This is a genomic window from Streptomyces sp. NBC_01618 (genome assembly GCF_045209435.1).
Taxonomy (GTDB): Bacteria; Actinomycetota; Actinomycetes; order Streptomycetales; family Streptomycetaceae; genus Streptomyces.
Window position 1 is genome coordinate 6,848,329 of sequence record NZ_CP109297.1, and the last position, 18,789, is coordinate 6,867,117.

Sequence of the window (18,789 nt, forward strand, 5' to 3'; positions counted from 1 at the left end):
CGTTTGAGGGTCCCTGCCAGCAGCGGGGGGAGCTGTGTGGTGTGGAGGTGCTGCCGTCGGTTCGGCTGTCAAAGCTTCGGCTTGCTCTGTGGAGCAGAAGGGTTCGCCTGTGACGCAGGCGTCCGGGCGCGCAGGCAAATCGCTTGCGGGGACAGCCGGCGTACGTGAGATTCCAGCACGCCGGCCGCCCGGACAACTTCAACGTATGGCACTCCGTGACACCTGACAAGGCACTCGGTGCCAACAATTTCCCTCACTTGTCACCCGCCGGGCACCGATGAGCGGTGTGGGGGGTGTTTCACGGGGATATGCCCTGGAAAAAACCGCGAATGATCGATCAGCGCGACCGGTACACATAGGGGGTCGTGGTGCTCAGGGCCACGAATCCGAGCCGCCGGAGGATCGGGCTGCTCATCTCGGAGGCATCGACCTGAAGGTGGCGGTAGCCGCGCTCCGCTGCGATCCGGGCGCGGAAGGCCACCAGGGCCCGGTAGACGCCCTTCCCACGCCACGCCTCGACGGTTCCGCCACCCCAGAGTCCCGCGAAGCCCGTGCCCGGGTACAGCTCCATCCGGGCCGAGCTCACCGGCTCGTCGCCCACCATGGCGAGGACGCCGACGAAGCCGTCCGGGTCCTCGGCCAGCCTGGCCAGCACCTGGTGCCGCAGCCGCGACCGGTCCGAGCCGAACGCCCGCTCATGGGCACTGGCCATCAGCTCCACATCGTCCGCGTCCCGCACGGTGCGCAGCCGCACACCGTCGGGCAGCTCCACTGCCGTCGAGAGCTCCTCGACCGGGGCGACGAGCAGGGTCTCCGGCTCCTCCGCCTCGAAACCGGCCGCCAGGAGCCGGTGCGCCAGACCGGCCGGCCGGTCGTGCGCGTTACGGCTTCCACTCGAACCCGCCGTGCCCGAGCGCCGCGTAGTGCGCCACCTGGGCCGCGATCACCGCGTCCGCCCGCGCGGGGTCCAGGTCCGGGGCCGACCAGACGACGCCGTTCCAGTCGTCGGCCGTGCCGGTCTGCCGTACGAAGTCGCCGGTGCGCTCGACCCGGACGCCGGGGCCGTCGGGGCGGGCGTACTCGCGCATCTCGCGGTCGAAAAGGGTCAGCAGTGCTTCGTGATCACGATTCATCGGCCCACCACAGCACCGGAGCGGGGGCGTGGCAACCAGGTTCCGGCGGGGGGGGGCGTGCCGGGCGGCACGCCCCGGTCAGCGGTCCTGGAGCGCCTGCTGGATCGTGCGCATCACTTCGTCGAGCGGCGCGTCCGTCCGTGCCACGGCGACCAGCACCTCGTTCTGGGACGTCACCGAGGCGGCCGGCTGCTTCGCGGGCTCGGCGCCGACGGTCCGGCCGGCTCCGATGCCGGTCCCGAACGTGTCGCGGACGATCGAGAATGCGTGGTCGAGCTGGGCCTCCACATCGCCCTCGCCGCCCGCCCGCAGCCAGCGGCGCAGCACATGGTTGTGCGCGGTGACGACGGCGGACGCGGCGACCTCCGCGAGCAGCGGGTCGTCGTTGCCGACGTGGTGGTCGCGCTCATCGAAATGGCCCAGCAGATAGCGGGTGAACAGCCGCTCGTAGCGGGCCACCGAAGCGATCTCCGCCTCGCGCAGGGTCGGGACCTCACGGGTGAGCTTGTAGCGGGCCACGGAGACCGCGGGCTTCGCCGCGTACATCTTCATGACTTCCTTGATGCCGCGGCAGACGGTGTCGAGGGGGTGCTCGTGCGCGGGGGCGGCATTGAGAACGGCCTCGGCCCTGACGAGGGTGTCGTCGTGGTCCGGGAAGATCGCCTCTTCCTTGGAACGGAAGTGCCGGAAGAAGGTCCGCCGGGCGACTCCGGCGGCGCCCGCGATCTCGTCGACGGTCGTCGCCTCGTACCCCTTCGTGGCGAAGAGTTCCATTGCCGCGGCGGCCAGTTCGCGGCGCATTTTGAGCCGTTGGGCGGCGGCGCGGGTGCCTGCGGCACTCTCCTGGGGGTCGGGCGCGGCGGAGACACGGGGGGACCTGGCGGGCTGGGACATGGTGTGAACGTACTGCATCGGTGCGGGGGAACGCGCCTGTGGGGGCGGGCCGCCCGACGGATCGAGCAGCCCTCCCCACCCGGACCCGCTCAGCGCCGGGCATATTCGCGGAAGCCGCGCCCCGTCTTGCGACCGAGGCAGCCGGCCGCCACCAGGTGCTCCAGCAGCGGTGCGGGGGCCAGGCCCGGATCGCGGAACTCGCCGTGCAGCACCTTCTCGATGGCGAGCGAGACATCGAGCCCGACGACGTCGAGGAGTTCGAACGGGCCCATCGGGTAACCGCCGCCCAGCTTCATCGCGGCGTCGATGTCGTCGAGGCTCGCGTAGTGCTCCTCGACCATCTTGATCGCGTTGTTGAGGTACGGGAACAGCAGCGCGTTCACGATGAAGCCGGCCCGGTCCCCGCAGTCCACCGGGTGCTTGCGGACCTTGACGCACACCTCGCGGACCGTGGCGTGGACATCGTCCGCGGTGAGCACCGTGCGGACCACCTCGACCAGCTTCATCGCGGGCGCCGGGTTGAAGAAGTGCATCCCGATGACGTCCTGCGGACGGGAGGTGGCCCGCGCGATCGCCACGACCGGCAGCGACGAGGTGGTGGTGGCGAGCACCGCGCCCGGCTTGCAGACCTTGTCCAGCGTCCCGAACAACTGCTGCTTGACCGCCAGGTCCTCGGCGACCGCCTCGACCGCGAGATCGACATCGGCGAAGGCGTCCGGCGAACCGGCCGCGGTGATCCGGGCCAGGGCCTCGTCCCGGGCCTCGGTGGTCAGCCGCCCCTTGGTGACGGAACGCTCCAGGGACTTGGCGATCCGGCCCTTCGCGGCGTCCGCCTTCTCCTGGCTGCGGGCGGCGAGCACCACGTCGTAGCCGGCCTTCGCGAAGACCTCGGCGATCCCCGAGGCCATCGTCCCCGAGCCCGCGACACCCACCGACCGCACCGTGCGCCCGGCCACCGCGGACGCGCTGTCCTGCGGGGTGAGCGCGTCCGGCACCACGGTCTGGCTGCCGGACTCCGCGTACGTGTAGAAGCCGCGGCCCGACTTGCGGCCGGTCAGCCCCGCCTCGCTGAGCTGCCTGAGAACGGGGGCCGGGGCGTGCAGCCGGTCCTGCGACGCGCAGTACATCGCCTCCAGGACGGTACGGGCCGTGTCGATCCCGATCAGGTCGAGCAGGGCGAGCGGGCCCATCGGCAGACCGCAGCCCAGCTTCATCGCCGCGTCGATGTCCTCACGCGAGGCGTAGTTCGCCTCGTACATCGCGGCGGCCTGGTTGAGGTACCCGAACAACAGTCCGTCGGCGACGAAACCCGGCCGGTCGCCGACCGCGACCGGTTCCTTGCCCAGGCTGCGGGCGAGCGCGGTGACCGCCTCGACGGCCGGCGGCGCGGTCAGCACCGAGGAGACCACCTCGACCAGCTTCATCGCGGGCGCCGGGTTGAAGAAGTGCAGGCCGAGCACGCGCTCGGGGCGCAGCGACTCGGCGGCCAGCCGGGTCACAGACAGGGCGTTGGTGCCGGTCGCCAGGATCGCCGTGGGGGAGACGATCGCGTCGAGCTCCCGGAAGACCTGCTGCTTGATCTCGTACGACTCGGGCACGACCTCGATGACCAGCTCCGCCTCCGCGGCGGCCCGAAGGTCCCCGAAGGTACGGAACCGGGCGAGGGTGTCGCTCCGCTCCTCCTCCGTGATCCGATCGCGCCGCACGGCGCGGGCGGTCGCGGCTTCCAGGGCGGCGACGGCCTGACGGGCGGCCGCCTCGCTGATGTCGATACCGATGACCTCGTGGCCGGCGCGGGCGAGTACCTCGGCGATGCCGGTGCCCATGGTGCCGAGACCGACGACGGCGATGGTGCTGAGCGGGGTGTCCATCACGGGACTCCAGAGAATGAGTGACGACTGTGAGGAGCACGGCGCGCGCCGAAAGGGCGAACGGGCGCAGTGCGTGAGGGAATTGCGTGTCGTGGTGCTCAGGGCCGGGGAACGCTGGGCGCGCCCGGACCGGGAAGGGGCGACGGACTCTGTCCCGAGTCACGTCTCGCAAAGCTGCCGAACCGACAGGCACTCCGGATGGCTGCGTCACCAGGCCATCGGAGCAAGCGGGGAGTGTGTCCCGCTCACATGAGCTTAACCGGTGGGTAACGAGCGCGCCAGCCCCGCGTCGTCGTGGGTCATGTCACATTCGCCACGGCCCTCGATACGCAGAGTCCCCGTCGATACGCTGACGGTCATGGACGAGGAGTTCCGGTCCCTGGCGGACCGGCTGGCTGACGAGGCGGGGGAGTCGGCGGCGTACCGCAGGCTGCTCGCCACCGACGACGACGAGGAACTGGCCCGCGTCCTCGTGGAACGCGAACGCCCGCTCTGGGCAAGGGAGATCGCCGCGTTCCGGCTCGGCTGCGCCGGAGACCGACGGGCCTTCGAGGCGCTGGTCCTGCTGCTCAACCACCGTGACCCCGAGCGCTGCGTCTGCGCCGCCCACGCACTGGTGCGCCTCGGCGACCCCCGCACCCCGCGGGCAGCCGCCGCCCTGGCGACCAACACCCTGCGCACCGCGTACGCCCTGCATCCGGTGCGGCTCCTCACCGCGCTGCGGGCCCCGGAGTCCGTACCGGCGCTGATGAGCATCCTGGAGCGGCTGCTGGCCCCCGGCGATCCGCACTGGCGGGTGGCGCTCGCCTGTGTGGAGGGGCTCGGGCAACTCGGGGACGAGCGGGCCCGCCCGGTTCTGGAGTCGGCGGTGCCGCACCCGCGACTGGGTGGCGCGGCGCGGGACGCGCTCAGTCGGCTGCGGGGGCCGGAGGCCTGAGGGCGCGTACGTAGCGAAACTCGGGCACCGGTACGCCGTCCACCTCGAAGGGCTCCTCGGCGCCGTCGGGGAGGAACCCGGCACGCTCGTAGAAGCGGCGGGCCGGGGCGTTCTCCCTCAGGACCCACAGCACCAGGTCCGGGAAGCCGTCCGCGGCGGCACGGCTGAGCATCTCCGTCATCAGGGCGCGGCCGACCCCGGTCCCGATCTGCTCGGGCGCCACGTAGATCGCGTACAGCTCGCCCCGCGCCGTCCGTCGGCCGTTCTCGCGGTACGGGCCGTAGCAGGCCCAGCCGATCACCCCGAGGCCCGGCCGCTCGGCCACCATATTCACGACCGTGTTTCCCTCGGCGAAGAACCCGCGGCGCCGCCGCGCGTCCTCGGCGATGTCCATGGCGTCGAGATGCGACTGCGGCATCAGCCCGGCGTACGCGGCCTGCCAGCCGCGCACCCGGACCTTCGCGACCGCCTCGCAGTCGTCGACGGTCATGTCCCGAACGCGCACATCGGGCATGCGGGGCGGCGTGGTCCGTATCGTCATACGGGCCGTCCTGGCCCATGCGCCAGGACGGCCCGTACCGGTTCGTCCGGCCCCGGTCCGACGGCCGTCAGCCGCGGAAACCGAGCAGGGTGTGCAGGACGCTGCCCCTGCTGCCGGATTCCGTTCCCGGAACCGACTTGACCGACTTCGCCGCCGCCTTGCCGGTCAGCGGATTCGGGTCGGGGGACTTCGCGCAGACCGCGTCCGCGTCGGCTTGGCTGCCGCTGCCGCGCGGGACGGTGCCCTTGGCGAGATAGTCCGCCAGATAGGTGTCCAGGCAGTCGTTGCCGCTCAGCGTGATGCCGTGGTTTCCGCCGCCCTGCTCGACCACCAGGCTGGAGCCGCGCAGCTTGCTGTGCAAGGTGACACCGCCCTCGTACGGCGTGGCCGCGTCCTCGGTGGCCTGGAAGAGCAGCACCGGCGGCAGGCTGCTGTTGGAGACCCGCACCGGATTCAGCGGCTCCACCGGCCAGTCGGCGCACGGGGCGTTGTACCAGGTGTTGTTCCAGGTGAAGAAGGGCGCCTTGGCCTGGACGATCCAGCTGTCGTTGCGCCAGGTGTTCCACTCGCGGGGCCACTGGGCGTCGCGGCACTGCACGGCCGTGTAGACCGAGTACCCGTTGTCGCCCTTCGCGTCGACCGCGCCGAGCTTCTTGTACGCCTTCACGAGCGCGTCCTGGTCGTGGTCGTTCACATACGCGGCGAACGCGTCGGCCAGGTAGGGCCAGTAACCGTTGTAGTAGCCGCCCGGCAAGAAGGTGTCCTCGACCTCGCTCGCCCCGACCGTTGCGCCCGCGGGGTGCGCCTCGACGGCGTCACGCATCGCGTACCAGGCACGCTCGACCACCGCGGGGTCGCTGCCGAGCCCGTAGGCGCTGTCGTGCTTCGCCACCCAGGCGGCGAACGCCTTGTGACGGGCGTCGAAGGCGTAGTTCTGGCCGATGTTGTCGTCGTACCAGACGCCCTCCGGGTCCACGTTCGAGTCGAGCACCAGGCGCCGCACCCGCTCCGGGAACAGCTTGGCGTACACCGCGCCGAGGTAGGTCCCGTAGGAGTACCCGAAGTAGTTGAGCTGCCGGGAACCGGTCGCCTGCCGGATCACGTCGAGGTCCTTGGCGGCGCTGACCGTATCCATGTGGGGCAGCAGATCCGGATACTTCTCCCCGCATGCCTGCGCGAACGAGCGGGCCCGGTTCCGGTTGGCCTCCTCCACGGCGGGCGAGCCCGGCACCGAGTCGGGACGCAGCGGAGCGAAGTACTTCGGTACGCAGTCCATCGCGGGCCGGCTCTTGCCGACGCCGCGCGGGTCGAAGCCGATCACGTCGTACTGCGCCGCAATCCGCTTCGGCAGCGAGGACGCGACGAACCCGGCCATCGAGAGGCCGCTGCCGCCCGGGCCGCCCGGGTTGACGAACAGGGGGCCCTGGAAGGTCTTCGAGGTGTGCGGGATCCGGGACAGGGCAAGGGTGATCCGCCGGCCCGACGGATCGTCATGATCGAGCGGTGTACTGACCGATGAACACTGCAGCCGCGGGTACGACTCGGTGCCGCAGTCGGTCCACGTGAGCTGGGCCGCGGCGCTCGGCGCGCCGGTGTCGGCGGTCGCCGGGGGCGGAGCGGCGGTCACCAGACCGGCGACCGTCGCACCGACGGCGAACAGAATTCCTGGACGTTTCGTCATATGCCCTCCCGTGGTGGGGGAAACGCGGCTGCGCGGGGTGCAGCCCCCGCCGCATGCTCCCCGCATTCACGCCGGGAAGGACCTGTTCTGGTGAGAGTTGACCCGTTTGCCCCCACCGGATGCGCCGGGCCCCCGACCCGGATACGTCACGTCCGCACGGTCGGGGCAGGGGCAGCCGGGTCGGCCCGGGGCCGTCGAGCGGTGCCGGGGGTGTCAAAGGTGCGCGTGGTCACCGCGTCGGCGGTGAAGAGCGCGCTGTTCCCGGCCGTGGCGGGGTTCTCGACCGGATTGTCCCAGCGCATGGACGCCTCCTCGGTAGCACTGGAGCAGAGAATGGAACGCTTGTTCCCTTGATCGTTTTCTCCCCTTCGTCCCGGCCCGGATTTTGAGCGGCGTGCCGGAGGTGATTGGCTCAGCACACCCCCGAACAACCGAGTGCTGGAGGAACAGCCATGGCGCAGGTCGAGGCCACGACAGAGCGAGTCATCGCGGCGGACGCGGAGACGGTGTTCGACGCGCTGGCCGATTACGCGGAGACCCGGAGCAAGGTGCTGACCGGCCACTTCAGCGAGTACGAGGTGCGTGAGGGCGGTGACGGCGAGGGGACCCTCGTCCACTGGAAGCTCCAGGCCACCAGCAAGCGGGTGCGCGACTGCCTGCTGGAGGTCACCGAGCCCACCGACGGCCGCCTCGTGGAGAAGGACCGCAACTCCTCCATGGTCACCACCTGGACCGTCACCCCGGCTGGTGAGGGGAAGTCGAAGGCGGTCGTGTCGACCGTCTGGAACGGCGCCGGCGGCATCGGCGGATTCTTCGAGAAGACCTTTGCCCCCAAGGGACTCGGCCGGATCTACGACGAGCTGCTGCAGAACCTCGCCGCCGAGGTCGAGAAGTAGCTCCATGCCCTCTTGGCCGGCCTCACCGGTTCGGGTGGTCTTCTCGGCCCGTCGGTTGTGCGCCGTAGTGGCTCTCACCGGGGGATAAGCCCCCCGAGTGCGCCGTCAGCGCCCCCCGTCGCGTTTGCCCTTGCTTGTCGCCCGATGCGAGAAATGGGCGGCGCAGATGCGACGAGGGGAGCGGCACGTGGTGGGTGGGATCACTCTGTTGGAGGACGAGCCGAGCGGCACGGGGGCCGACGAGGCTGCGTCCACGCTGCAGATGCCGCAGCCCTCGCCGCCCTCCGTCGAGAAAGGGGCCGCCGCCGCCCCGTCCCCCGTGCCGGAGACCAGCCCCCGCCACATCCGGCTGGTCTTCCTCGGGCTGATGCTGACGCTGCTGCTCGCGGCGCTCGACCAGATGATCGTCGCCACCGCACTGCCGAAGATCGTCGGTGAGCTGCACGGCCTGGAGAAGATGTCCTGGGCCGTCACCGCGTACCTCCTCGCCTCCACCATCGGGCTGCCGATCTACGGAAAGCTCGGCGACCTCTTCGGCCGCAAGGGCGTCTTCCAGTTCGCGATCGTCGTCTTCGTCATCGGCTCCGCGCTGGCCGGCTGGTCCCGCACCATGGACGAACTGATCGCCTTCCGCGCCGTCCAGGGCATCGGCGGCGGCGGACTCATGATCGGTGTCCAGGCGATCATCGCGGATGTCGTGCCGCCCCGGGAACGCGGCCGGTTCATGGGGCTCATCGGCGCCGCCTTCGGCCTCGCCTCCGTCGCCGGCCCGCTGCTCGGCGGCTTTTTCACCGACCACGCCTCCTGGCGCTGGTGCTTCTACATCAACGTCCCGTTCGGCCTGATCACCCTCGCCGTCATCACCGTCGTACTGAAACTTCCCCGCCCCACCGTCCGCCCCCGCCTCGATGTCCTCGGCGCGCTGCTCCTCGCGGCCGCCTCCACCTGCCTGGTGCTGCTGACCAGCTGGGGCGGTACGGAGTACGCCTGGGGATCGCGCACCATCCTCGGGCTCGGCGCCGGGGCGGTCGGAACGGCCCTGCTGTTCCTCGTCGTCGAGCACCGGGCAGCCGAACCGATCATTCCGCTGCGGCTGTTCCGCGACTCGATCTTCAACGTCACCGCGCTCGTCGGCGCCGTTGTCGGGGTCGCGCTGTTCGGCGCCGCCAGCTATCTGCCGACGTTCCTGCAGATGGTCGACGGCGCCACGGCCACCGAGTCCGGGCTGCTGATGCTCCCGATGATGGGCGGCATCGTCGTCGCGTCCGTCGTCTCCGGCCAGATGATCTCCCGGACCGGCCGCTACCGCGTCCATCCGATCCTCGGCGGCGCCGTCTCGGTGGTCGGCATGTGGCTGCTCTCCCGGCTCGAAACCGGTACGCCGCGCCTCGAGTACAGCATCGCGCAGGCCGTGCTCGGCATCGGGATCGGCCTGATCATGCCGGTACTCGTACTCGCCGTGCAGAACTCCGTACAGCCCGCCGACCTCGGCGCCGCCACCAGTGCCAACAACTACTTCCGGCAGATCGGCGGCAGCGTCGGCGCCGCCGTCTTCGGGACGCTCTTCGCCGGCCGCCTCGCGGACGCGCTCGCGGTCCGTCTGCCGTCCGGCGCCGATCTCCCCGACCCCGAGTCGATCACCCCGCAGCTGGTCCATGCCATGGAGCCCGCGCTGCGCGACAGCTATATCCAGGCGTACGCCGACGCGATGCCGCGGATCTTCCTCTACCTCGTGCCGGTGCTCGCGCTCGGTCTGTTCTTCGCCTTCTTCCTCAAGGAGAAACCGCTGGTGTCCCACCACAGCCCCGAATCCGCCGCCGAGTCCGCACCGATCCCCGCCGCCCGCGCCGCCGCCGCCGCTCCGCCGCCCGTGTACCTGTCGGGCGTGCCCGTGTGCGGCAGCGTCCAGCACCCCGACGGTACGAAGGTGCCGCGCGCCGCCCTAACTCTCATCGACGTCCAGGGACAGCAAGTCGGACGGGGCGCGAGCGGGGACGACGGACGGTACGCGCTGAGCGTGCCCGGCGCCGGCAGTTATGTCCTCATCGCCGCGGCCGGCGGCCACCAGCCGCAGGCCGTCAGCGTCACCGTGGGCGAACGGCCCGTCGAACTCGACGTGGTGCTCGGCGGCGCCGGGCGTCTCGCCGGGACCGTCGTCACCGCTGACGGGATCCCGGTGCGCGATGCCGCCGTCACCCTCACCGATGTGCGCGGCGAAGTGGTCGCTTCCACCCGCAGCGGCCGCGAAGGCGGCTACGTCATCACGGAGTTGGTGGCCGGCGAGTACACCTTGGCGGCCAGCGCCCCCGCCTTCCGGCCTGCCGCCCTGCCGGTGAGCGTGCAGGCCGCCAGGGAGACCCGGCAGGACATCGAACTCGCCGGTGGTGCGGTGCTGCGCGGTGTCGTACGGGCGAGCGGCGGCCGGCCCGTCGAGGACGCCCGGGTCACGCTCCTGGACGCGGCGGGCAATGTGGTCGACACCCTGACCACCGGGCCCGACGGCGCATTCCGGTTCGTGGACCTGTCCACCGGTGAGTACACGGTGATCGCGGCCGGGTATCCGCCGGTGGCCACCGTCCTCCAGGTCGCGGGCGGCGGGCGGACCGAACGCGACCTCCAACTGGGGCACGAGGACTGACCGTTCCACGGGAAGGCGTGGTCCCACCGCCCGGCGCCCGGCCGGAGCCGTTCCGTGCGCGGCCGGGTGCGCCGGGCTTCGCTCTGCACACCGCCCGGGGCCGACGGTCGGCCGTCGCTCGTCCTTACGTCCCGTCGCCGCTCCGGAGCAGCGTCATCAGTTCCCGCGCGCCCGGGCTCATGGCCCGGGCCGCCGGGAGCACCACGACACTCTCGTAGAACGGCGGCCGGGGCTCTTCGAGCTCCACCGTCACCAGCCCGCGGGCCTCGGGTTTGCGCGAGAAGTGGTGCGGCACCAGCGCGATCCCCAGCCCCTCGTGCACCAACTCCAGCAGACTGTGCACGTCATTGACCTCCAGCCCCACCGTGCGCCGCACCCGCGCCTGGGCGAACGCCGCGTCCGCCGCCCGGCGCGGACCCCAGTCCGGATGGAAGTCGATGAAGGACTCACCGGGCAGCTCACCCCACGCAGCGCCGCGCGCCGCCGCGAACCGGTGGCCGGGGGCGCAGAGGACGATCAGGGGCTCACGCGCCAGCGGGAGGAGCTCGCCGCGCCACTCGACGGAACTGACGGTCGCGGCGAAGGCGACGTCGAGCCGCCCGCCGGCCACCCCGTCCACCAGGCTGGTGGTGCCCTCCTGACGGAGCCGGATCTCCATGAGCGGATGCTTGCGGTGAAAGGCCGCCAGCAGACGCGGGAGACGCAACCCGGCCACGCACTGTTCGACGCCCACCGACAGCGTGCCGCGCAGCAGCCCCCGTACCGCGTCGACGGCGTCCCGCGCCGCCCGCGCCCCCGCCAGTGTGCGCTCGGCCTCCACCAGCAGGGCGCGGCCCGCCTCGGTCAGCCGCACGCTGCGCGTGGTGCGGCTGAAGAGCGGGGTCCGGAGCTCCTGCTCCAGGGCCCGGACGGAGGCGGACAGACCCGACTGCGACACGGCGAGGCGCTCGGCGGCACGGGTGAAGTGCTGTTCCTCCGCGACGGCGACGAAGTGCTCCAGCTGACGCAATTCCATGATTGAGCAATGTAGTCGCTGAATCCCAGCAGAATCTCCTGTTGGACTGCTGGATCGTGGTCGGCGAACCTGGACTCCGCGCACCGCACCCGCCCCTCTTCCGTGGAGCCCGTATGTACCTCCCGTCCGCCGACCGCTACCGCACCATGCCCTACCGGCGCACCGGACGCAGCGGGCTGCTGCTGCCCGCGCTCTCCCTCGGTCTGTGGCACAACTTCGGCGCCGACCGGACGCCGGAGACCCAGGGGCGGATCCTGCGCCGGGCCTTCGATCTCGGCATCACCCACTTCGACCTCGCCAACAACTACGGACCGCCGCCCGGCGCCGCCGAGACCGCGATGGGGCGCGCGCTGGGGACGGACTTCGCCCGGCTGCGGGACGAGCTCGTCATCTCGACCAAGGCGGGCTATCTGATGGGCGACGGCCCGTACGGGGAATGGGGGTCCAGGAAGACTCTGCTCTCGTCACTGGACCGGAGCCTCTCCAGGCTCGGGCTCGAATACGTCGACATCTTCTACTCGCACCGTCCCGACCCCGACACCCCGCTCGAAGAGACGATGGGGGCGCTCGACTCGGCGGTTCGGCAGGGCAAGGCGCTCTACGCCGGCATCTCCAACTACGCGCCCGAGCAGACCCGGGAGGCCGCCCGGATCCTCAAGGAGCTGGGCACCCCGCTCCTCATCCACCAGCCGCGTTACTCGATGCTGGACCGCCGGGCCGAGGACGGTCTGCTCACGGCGCTGGACGAGCTGGGCACCGGCGCGATCGCCTACTCGCCGCTGGAGCAGGGCATCCTCTCCGACCGCTATCTGCGCGGCATCCCGGAGGGCTCGCGCGCGGCGGGCGACAGCCCCTTCCTGACGCCCGATTCGGTCACTCCGGAACTGCTGGAGCGACTGCGGGCACTCGACGAGGTGGCGTCCGCGCGTGGGCAGTCCCTCGCGCAGATGGCGCTCGCGTGGGTGCTGCGAGGCGGCCGGGTCACCTCCGCCGTGGTCGGGGCGAGCAGCGTCGCCCAGCTGGAGAACAGCGTCGAGGCGGTCCGCAACCTCGAGTTCGCCGACGAGGAGCTGGCCCGGATCCACGAGATCCTCAAGGGTCGGGACGCCGGCTGAGCACCCCGCCGGGCCCTGCCGCCGGGCCCGGCGAAATCATCGGGCGCCTGGCCGTCGTGGTTGGCATGATGACGCGATGCACGACGACGAGAGAACTTTTCCTCCGCAGACGGGCGACGAACGTGCGTCGCTGAGCGGCTTCCTCCAGTTCCAGCGCGAGACCCTGGCCATGAAGTGTGCCGGGCTCACGCCCGAGCAGTTGAGGCGGGCGGCCGTTCGCGCTTCGGACCTGACCCTGCTCGGGCTGGTCCGTCATCTCGCCGAGGTGGAGCGTTCATGGTTCCGCCGCGTGCTGAAGGACGAGGTGGCGCCGCCGCACTGGCCCGGGCCGAACGCGGGCGAGTTCGCCGAGTTCGACGTGGAAACCGCCGACCCCGACGAGGCGTTCAGGATCTGGCACGAGGAGTGCGCGCGCTCGCGGGCGACCGTGGAGGCCGCCGAGTCCCTTGAGATCACCGGAAGTTACGGCGACGAGGTGTTCTCGCTGCGGTACATCCTCACTCACGTGATCGAGGAGTATGCGCGGCACAACGGCCATGCGGACCTGCTCAGGGAGAGCATCGACGGCGTCACCGGGGAGTGAACACCCCCGGTTCCAGGGGGTTACGGGGGGTCGGGGCGTCGAGCATCTCGGGCGGCGGAGGATACGCCCTGGCCGCGGTGCAGGCCCACCCCGGTGGGTGTCGAAACTGATCCTGGCGCCGTATCCGGTGCGCCGAAGGAGACGTACGCGCGTGGGATCCCGGTCGTGAAGTGGATGGACGGGATCGCCCGGTGGGAGGATGACCACCATGACCTGGACGGCGCCCAGCATCGAACGTACGACATCCGACGGCGACCAGCTGAACGTTGCGGGCACCGCGGACGAGCGCGTCATGCTGGAGGGCTGGCTCCACTGGCACCGGGAGACGCTCCTCACCAAGTGCGCCGGACTCGACCCGGCGCAACTGGCCCGCACCACCGCCGAACCGTCGAACCTCACACTCCTCGGCCTGGTGCGGCACATGGCGGAGATCGAACGCTGGTGGTTCCGGCGGAGCTTCGCCGGTGAGCCGATCGGTGACGTCTTCGCCGGTCCCCAGGACGGGGACGAAGGCATCGAGGGCGTCGACGCCGCGTACGTGGAACGGGACTTCGCCGCGTACCGCGCCGAGGTCGAGGCGTGCGACGCCGCGGTCGCGGGGCGCGGTCTCGACGAGACGTTCCGGTTGAAGACCCGCGGCCGGCTCGTCAGCCTTCGCTGGGTGTACCTGGTGATGATCCAGGAGTACGCCCGCCACAACGGCCACGCGGACCTGCTGCGCGAGCGGACCGACGGCGCCACGGGCGACTACCCCGAACAGGACTGAGCACGGTTCCGCACTCCGTGGGCGAGGAGTACGTCCGTACCTCGTGGAAGAGGAGTACGGAACCGGCTCTCAGTCGTCGGTCCCGGACGGATACACCGCCGCGTAGACCGACCGGATGAGGGCGGTGACCTCCTGGCCGCTGAGGCCCTGGGACCGTGCCTCGTCCAGCCACGCGGCGAGCGAGGTGCGCAACGGGGAGTCGGGGCCCTCCTGGGCCGGGGCGAGGGAGCGGGTGATGAAGGTGCCCGCTCCCTGTCGTACCTCGGCGAGGCCCGCGCGCTCCAGCTCGTGGTACGCCTTGAGGGTCGTGTTCGGGTTGACCTTGGTCTCCGCCGCGACCTGCGCCGCCGTGGGCAGCCGGTCGCCCTCCTCCGGGGCGCCCATCCGCAGCGCCTGTTCGACCTGTCGCACGATCTGGAGGTACGTTGCCACTCCGCTGCGTCTGTCGATGCGGAATACGACCGCCGACTTCACCTCCCGTTGGACTGCCGAAACAATATGCACCTGCGGTGCGGGTCCTAGAGGGGCCTCCCGGAGACCCGCCACACTGTGAACGCGGTGAGTACGGTGGTGGCCGCGAGCAGGATGCCCGCCGCGGTCCACTGCATGGCCGGCATCTGGTCGTAACCGAGGTACTCGACGACGTTGTTGACGATGCCGTGTTCCTTGTTGCAGGCGTTCGAGACCGCCTCGGTGGACTTGGCGCACAGGCCCCAGCCGTAGAGATGGCCGTCGGCCGAGCCGATCCAGCGGTCCATCTCGTGCGACTCGCTCAGCCGTGTGGGCAGGTCGGCGGCGAGCGGGTAGGTGACGAGGCGCGACGGCGCAGTTCGTGCAGCGAACGCGACGAGCAGCACGTCGCCGATCCGGAAGAGCTTGCCGACGCGCCCGATCACCGTGCTGGCGTGCGCAGTTGGCATGAGAGGTGCTGTGTAGCGGACAAGCCTCGGTGATGCCGTAGTCGAGCAGGACGTGGGGGGTGTCGGTGAGGATCAGCGGCATGTCGTCCCTGACCGCTCGGCGAGCAGGGCGGCAGTGAGGTCCCGGTCCACCACGGCTTCGACGCCGGTGAGCCGGCCGGTGGTGTGTTCCCTGACCGGGGGATCACGACATGACTGCTTCCAGGCGCTCCCGGATATGGTTACCGCTCGCGGGCTTCACCACCTGGGAGGTCAGGGGGACGTCACGTTGTCGGTGTAGTCCACGTTCGCCTTGCGGTAGGCGACGACCTGGGCGTGCACCTGCTGAGGGGTCAGGATGGTGTCCTTCGCGAAGTACGCGTAGTCGACCTGCTCGTGGTAGGTGCGCGGCGTGCTGTTGGCCAGGAGGCCGCCAGGGATGAACCACTGGTTGAAGTCGATCGCCATCGGGGTGCGCGGGTAGTACTTCCCGCTGTGGTCGGCGAACAGCGCGCCGTCGATGTAGTACTTCACATGCCCGTCGCCGACCTGGATCACCAGGTCGTGCCAGCCGTCGTAGCTCTGGGCGAGTTCGGTGTGTGTGTTGACGGCGACCCAGGGCGACAGCTGGTAGGTGTACCAAGAGGTCGTGTACATGGTGCTCCCCGGAGAGCCCCAGCCGCCGTTGGGCAAGTACTCGTAGTCCAATTCGCTGTACTTCGGGTCCATGGGGGAGGCGAGCGGGGAGAGGGTGAAGAAGGCCTGCACCACCTTGTCGCCGTCCGGGCCATCCTTGATGGGCGCGTCGCTGAAGCGGACCCGTGCGGCGTAGGTGCCGGAGAAGAACTTTTGCTGCTGACTCAGCTGCGCCTGAGTGGTGCCGGCCGGGGTGCCGTTGGTGCTGGAACTGAGCTGGAGCAGGTGGCGGCTGCCGTAGGTGGGAAAGGTCACCCCGCTCGCCGACCATGTCGCGCCCGGGTCGCCGGGGCGGGCTGTGCCGGTCTTGATGCTCCAGCCACGCTCTGCCAGGCGGGGGTCGGTCGAGCCGGTGTAGGAGAAGTCGTCGAAGAATGCCTGCTCCGGCGTGGGGCCGGCGCTGATGCCGTGCTGCGTCTCGACGCTGTCCTCGGCTGCGGCTGCCGGCAGCGTGGTGAGAAGGCTGGTGAACAGGCCGGCGCCAGCGGCGAGGACGGCTGCGATGCGCAGGCGGGAGGGGCGGTGCGACATGGAGTTCCTCCTGTTGTGATGTGGAGACGGTGCGACAGGTGGTGCTATCGCGACTTGAGGTGCCGCGGGGTCGGTCCGGCCGGTCGGCGGACGTCGGCGGCAGGTACTCGGCTGGGAACCGACGAAGGCCCGCTTGCCAAGTCCATGGATGGCACGGTGTGGACGTTCGGGTGCCGAGGCCTTGGACTCTCCTCGTCGGCGGGGGTCCACCCGGGTGGACCGGATCTGGCTGTCGTCTTTCGGCGCTCGGCGGCACCGAGAGACGGAATCGGGCGACTCGGCGAAAGGGATCTGGGCGTATGCGGTCAGCCGGAGTAGGCGCACCGGAATCAGATGTGACCGGCGGAGCTGTCGGGGGCGCCGACTTCATCAAGGCCACCGGGTACGTCGCGGAGGCCGAGCGCTTCGAGTGCTCACCACCGTGCTGCGGCAGGCGGACGACTGGATCAGCGCCCACCCGGAGGAATCGGACGCGGAGTGGTGGCGCTGCACGTTGGGCTTATCGGCGAAGGTTTCGGACATGGAGGCCGGCGGCGGTACCGATACCGGGTCGTACATGTCGTAGTACTCGTCCGGGATGAGGTAGGGCAGGTGAGGACCGAACCAGTGACAGGACAGCATGAACGGCTTGGCGGCGGTGTGCCAGCCGTCGGCGTAGCGGTCCAGCAACTCGGGGGTCTTGTCGGTGAGGTAGGCCTCGATGGTGGCCTCGGGCGGCTACTGGAGGCGGTCGGCGATCAGGTGACCGCGGCCGACTACCTGGTCAGCGCCACCCCGCACGGCGTGCTGCTGAGCGGTGTGGGCGACCGCGGCGTGGTGTACGCGACATACGCGCTGCTGGAGCAGTTCGGAGTCGGTTCTTTCGCACCGCAGTTCAGCTACTACCAGGGTGCCGCCGAGACCCTGCCGCAGACCGTCGACATCACGGTCCGCGCCCAGACCAGCCTGGTCACCCCACCTTGGCCGGTGCGGCGCAAGGCGATCGAGGAGGGCTGGAGCATCAGCCAGTCCAGCCTCACCGCGCTGATCGACTGGATGGGCAAGCAGCGGCTCAACGTCCTGGTCTTTCCGTATGACTACTACGGGGCCGGAGTCACTCGCTACGAGGACTTCGCGGCAGGGATGGCACCAGAGCTCGCCAAGCGCGGCATCATGGTTGAAGTCGGCGGCCACGGGTACGACGCATTTCTCCGCCGGGCCGACTACCCGCAGTACTACACTCCCGGGGTCAACGTCTTCAACGTGCACGACGACGCGGCGGTATCACAGTACATCGCCAACGTCGTCACCTATCTGCGGGCCCGGCCCGAGATCGCCATCTTCGACTGCTGGCCGCCGGACGGGGCGACGTGGCCGAAGGCCACCCTCGCCGAGTTCGGCACCGCCACCAACGCCGAAGTTCACGTTGTGAACAAGCTCGTATCCGCCCTCGCCGACGCCGGACTGCACGTCCAGGTCGAACGCATCGCGTATGGCGCCGGGCTGGACACGCCCACGGCCGGGTACACATTCGACCCGAAGGTGCTCATCGACTTCGCCGCCTACGGACGCACGTACTCCGTCCCGTTGGGCGATCCGTCCTCGGCCGTCAACGCGCACCACCTGGACGTGCTGCGTCGGTGGCGCGCGGCCCACCCGGGCACACTGGCGATCTACGACTACTCGCGCCGCTACCGCTGGCGCGAGCTGGGCAATCCGATCGGTGTCCTCGCCCAGGACGCGGACGTGTACCGCAGCGTCGGCGTCAACGGCATCGGAGCGTACTCCGAACCGGCGAACTGGCTGCAGTTCGAGGCGATCCATCTGTTCGGCGCCCGCAGTGCATGGAATCCGACGCTGACCTACGACGACTTCATGAGCAGCTATCTGCCCACGCGGTTCGGGCCGGCAGCGCAGGAGGTGGCCGACTACCTGCTGCGTACCGCGGACGACCCGGACGTCCTCAACACACCCGGCCAAGGGGCGGCCCTTCGGAGCAAGTACCAGGCTGCAGCGGCCGATGTCGCCGCGGCGCGAGCGAAGACCGTCGGGACCAGCGCCGCCGCGATCGTCCTCGACCGGCTCGCCTGGGGCTGCGAACTCGCCCTGGCCGACATCGATATCACCCTGTGCGCCCAGGCCAACGATCAGGCAGGCAAGCAGCAGGCGATGGCCCGCTACCGCCAGCTGACCCAGCGGCACCGCTTCAACGGCATCCAGCTCGAGTCGGTCTACACCACCCCGCGCTACGGCGAACAGGTCACCCGGGCGCAGATTGCCAAGCAGTACCGCTCCCCGGCATGGGGTTACCTGCCGCAGATCCGGTTCACCGTGCGCCAGGGGGCCTCCGTCGATATGACGATCACGGCGCAGGACGTCGACTTCCAGGGGCACGACGTGGAGTGGACACTCATCACGCCCCAGGGACTCACCGCCGAGCGCACCCAGGGCCGTCTGCGGGCATCGGGCCCGCTCGAGGTTTCGGAAACGGTCCGCCTGAGTGCCGGGACCGACGTCGCACCCGGGAACTACGCCGTCACTGTCGCTTTTGGCGCCGATGGCGGGAAACTGACGTCTGCTCAGTGCTCCATCACTGTGTTTCGCTAGAAACCTG

General features: G+C 70.3%; 17 protein-coding genes and 1 pseudogene. 8 read left to right on the forward strand and 10 right to left on the reverse strand.

What is annotated here, in order from left to right:
• Window positions 1-337: 337 nt before the first annotated feature.
• From OH735_RS31805 to OH735_RS31815, 3 genes and pseudogenes are all read right to left on the reverse strand, one after another.
• Window positions 338-1,133: pseudogene (locus OH735_RS31805) on the reverse strand (GNAT family N-acetyltransferase).
• A gap of 78 nt (window positions 1,134-1,211) precedes the next feature.
• Complete coding sequence (locus tag OH735_RS31810; protein WP_406385109.1) at window positions 1,212-2,027, reverse strand: TetR family transcriptional regulator; 816 nt, start codon at window positions 2,025-2,027, stop codon at window positions 1,212-1,214.
• 89 nt (window positions 2,028-2,116) lie between these two features.
• The gene (locus OH735_RS31815; RefSeq protein WP_406385110.1) at window positions 2,117-3,898 is read right to left on the reverse strand and encodes a 3-hydroxyacyl-CoA dehydrogenase family protein; all 1,782 of its coding nucleotides are present in this window, start codon (window positions 3,896-3,898) and stop codon (window positions 2,117-2,119) included.
• A 358-nt stretch (window positions 3,899-4,256) separates the two neighbouring features.
• On the opposite strand from OH735_RS31815, the gene OH735_RS31820 reads away from it, so the two are divergent.
• Window positions 4,257-4,835 (forward strand): adenylosuccinate lyase, encoded by a 579-nt coding sequence (locus OH735_RS31820; RefSeq protein ID WP_406385111.1) that lies wholly within the window; start codon window positions 4,257-4,259, stop codon window positions 4,833-4,835.
• Here OH735_RS31820 and OH735_RS31825 read toward each other — a convergent pair.
• The 3 genes from OH735_RS31825 to OH735_RS31835 all read right to left on the reverse strand — a co-directional run bounded on the left by OH735_RS31825 (window position 4,807) and on the right by OH735_RS31835 (window position 7,359).
• Window positions 4,807-5,376 (reverse strand): GNAT family N-acetyltransferase, encoded by a 570-nt coding sequence (locus tag OH735_RS31825; RefSeq protein WP_406385112.1) that lies wholly within the window; start codon window positions 5,374-5,376, stop codon window positions 4,807-4,809. The two genes, OH735_RS31820 and OH735_RS31825, sit on opposite strands and share 29 nt — an antisense overlap.
• Window positions 5,377-5,443: 67 nt before the next feature.
• Window positions 5,444-7,057, reverse strand: a complete 1,614-nt coding sequence (locus OH735_RS31830; RefSeq protein WP_406385113.1) for an alpha/beta hydrolase — start codon at window positions 7,055-7,057, stop codon at window positions 5,444-5,446.
• 146 nt (window positions 7,058-7,203) lie between these two features.
• Window positions 7,204-7,359: a hypothetical protein gene (locus OH735_RS31835; RefSeq protein ID WP_406386976.1), complete on the reverse strand. Its 156-nt coding sequence runs from the start codon at window positions 7,357-7,359 to the stop codon at window positions 7,204-7,206.
• 150 nt (window positions 7,360-7,509) lie between these two features.
• Here OH735_RS31835 and OH735_RS31840 point away from each other — a divergent pair, with 150 nt between their 5' ends.
• Entirely contained in the window at window positions 7,510-7,953 is a 444-nt protein-coding gene (locus tag OH735_RS31840; protein WP_406385114.1) for an SRPBCC family protein, read from the forward strand.
• Between the two features lie 187 nt (window positions 7,954-8,140).
• Complete coding sequence (locus tag OH735_RS31845; RefSeq protein ID WP_406385115.1) at window positions 8,141-10,591, forward strand: MFS transporter; 2,451 nt, start codon at window positions 8,141-8,143, stop codon at window positions 10,589-10,591.
• A gap of 124 nt (window positions 10,592-10,715) precedes the next feature.
• Here OH735_RS31845 and OH735_RS31850 read toward each other — a convergent pair whose 3' ends face one another.
• Window positions 10,716-11,606 (reverse strand): LysR family transcriptional regulator, encoded by an 891-nt coding sequence (locus OH735_RS31850; RefSeq protein ID WP_406385116.1) that lies wholly within the window; start codon window positions 11,604-11,606, stop codon window positions 10,716-10,718.
• Window positions 11,607-11,719: 113 nt separating this feature from the next.
• On the opposite strand from OH735_RS31850, the gene OH735_RS31855 reads away from it, so the two are divergent.
• From OH735_RS31855 to OH735_RS31865, 3 genes are all read left to right on the forward strand, one after another.
• Window positions 11,720-12,721 carry an aldo/keto reductase gene (locus OH735_RS31855; protein ID WP_406385117.1) on the forward strand — a complete coding sequence of 334 codons (1,002 nt, stop codon included), beginning with the start codon at window positions 11,720-11,722 and terminating at the stop codon, window positions 12,719-12,721.
• A gap of 76 nt (window positions 12,722-12,797) precedes the next feature.
• Window positions 12,798-13,304, forward strand: coding sequence for a DinB family protein (locus OH735_RS31860; protein WP_406385118.1), 507 nt, complete (start codon window positions 12,798-12,800; stop codon window positions 13,302-13,304).
• 208 nt (window positions 13,305-13,512) lie between these two features.
• Entirely contained in the window at window positions 13,513-14,070 is a 558-nt protein-coding gene (locus OH735_RS31865) for a DinB family protein (RefSeq protein WP_406385119.1), read from the forward strand.
• Between the two features lie 69 nt (window positions 14,071-14,139).
• Here the strand turns inward: OH735_RS31865 and OH735_RS31870 are convergent, their stop codons facing one another.
• The 3 genes from OH735_RS31870 to OH735_RS31880 form a co-directional block, all read right to left on the reverse strand.
• Complete coding sequence (locus OH735_RS31870) at window positions 14,140-14,544, reverse strand: GntR family transcriptional regulator (protein ID WP_406385120.1); 405 nt, start codon at window positions 14,542-14,544, stop codon at window positions 14,140-14,142.
• 44 nt (window positions 14,545-14,588) lie between these two features.
• On the reverse strand, window positions 14,589-14,990 hold the full coding sequence (locus tag OH735_RS31875; protein WP_406385121.1) for a hypothetical protein: 402 nt from the start codon (window positions 14,988-14,990) through the stop codon (window positions 14,589-14,591).
• Window positions 14,991-15,242: 252 nt separating this feature from the next.
• Window positions 15,243-16,196, reverse strand: a complete 954-nt coding sequence (locus OH735_RS31880; protein WP_406385122.1) for a glycoside hydrolase family 16 protein — start codon at window positions 16,194-16,196, stop codon at window positions 15,243-15,245.
• 409 nt (window positions 16,197-16,605) lie between these two features.
• Between OH735_RS31880 and OH735_RS31885 the strand changes: the two genes are divergently transcribed.
• A complete protein-coding gene (locus OH735_RS31885) occupies window positions 16,606-16,761 on the forward strand; it encodes a hypothetical protein (RefSeq protein ID WP_406385123.1) in 156 nt (51 codons plus the stop codon).
• Between the two features lie 41 nt (window positions 16,762-16,802).
• Window positions 16,803-18,782 (forward strand): DUF4838 domain-containing protein, encoded by a 1,980-nt coding sequence (locus OH735_RS31890; RefSeq protein ID WP_406385124.1) that lies wholly within the window; start codon window positions 16,803-16,805, stop codon window positions 18,780-18,782.
• Window positions 18,783-18,789: the final 7 nt, after the last annotated feature.

Coding starts and splice junctions, on each gene's coding strand:
- OH735_RS31810 (WP_406385109.1), bottom strand. CDS start 2,027: ATGTCCCAGCCCGCCAGGTCCCCCCGTGTCTCCGCCGCGCCCGACCCC.
- OH735_RS31815 (WP_406385110.1), bottom strand. CDS start 3,898: ATGGACACCCCGCTCAGCACCATCGCCGTCGTCGGTCTCGGCACCATG.
- OH735_RS31820 (WP_406385111.1), top strand. CDS start 4,257: ATGGACGAGGAGTTCCGGTCCCTGGCGGACCGGCTGGCTGACGAGGCG.
- OH735_RS31825 (WP_406385112.1), bottom strand. CDS start 5,376: ATGACGATACGGACCACGCCGCCCCGCATGCCCGATGTGCGCGTTCGG.
- OH735_RS31830 (WP_406385113.1), bottom strand. CDS start 7,057: ATGACGAAACGTCCAGGAATTCTGTTCGCCGTCGGTGCGACGGTCGCC.
- OH735_RS31835 (WP_406386976.1), bottom strand. CDS start 7,359: ATGCGCTGGGACAATCCGGTCGAGAACCCCGCCACGGCCGGGAACAGC.
- OH735_RS31840 (WP_406385114.1), top strand. CDS start 7,510: ATGGCGCAGGTCGAGGCCACGACAGAGCGAGTCATCGCGGCGGACGCG.
- OH735_RS31850 (WP_406385116.1), bottom strand. CDS start 11,606: ATGGAATTGCGTCAGCTGGAGCACTTCGTCGCCGTCGCGGAGGAACAG.
- OH735_RS31855 (WP_406385117.1), top strand. CDS start 11,720: ATGTACCTCCCGTCCGCCGACCGCTACCGCACCATGCCCTACCGGCGC.
- OH735_RS31860 (WP_406385118.1), top strand. CDS start 12,798: ATGCACGACGACGAGAGAACTTTTCCTCCGCAGACGGGCGACGAACGT.
- OH735_RS31865 (WP_406385119.1), top strand. CDS start 13,513: ATGACCTGGACGGCGCCCAGCATCGAACGTACGACATCCGACGGCGAC.
- OH735_RS31875 (WP_406385121.1), bottom strand. CDS start 14,990: ATGCCAACTGCGCACGCCAGCACGGTGATCGGGCGCGTCGGCAAGCTC.
- OH735_RS31880 (WP_406385122.1), bottom strand. CDS start 16,196: ATGTCGCACCGCCCCTCCCGCCTGCGCATCGCAGCCGTCCTCGCCGCT.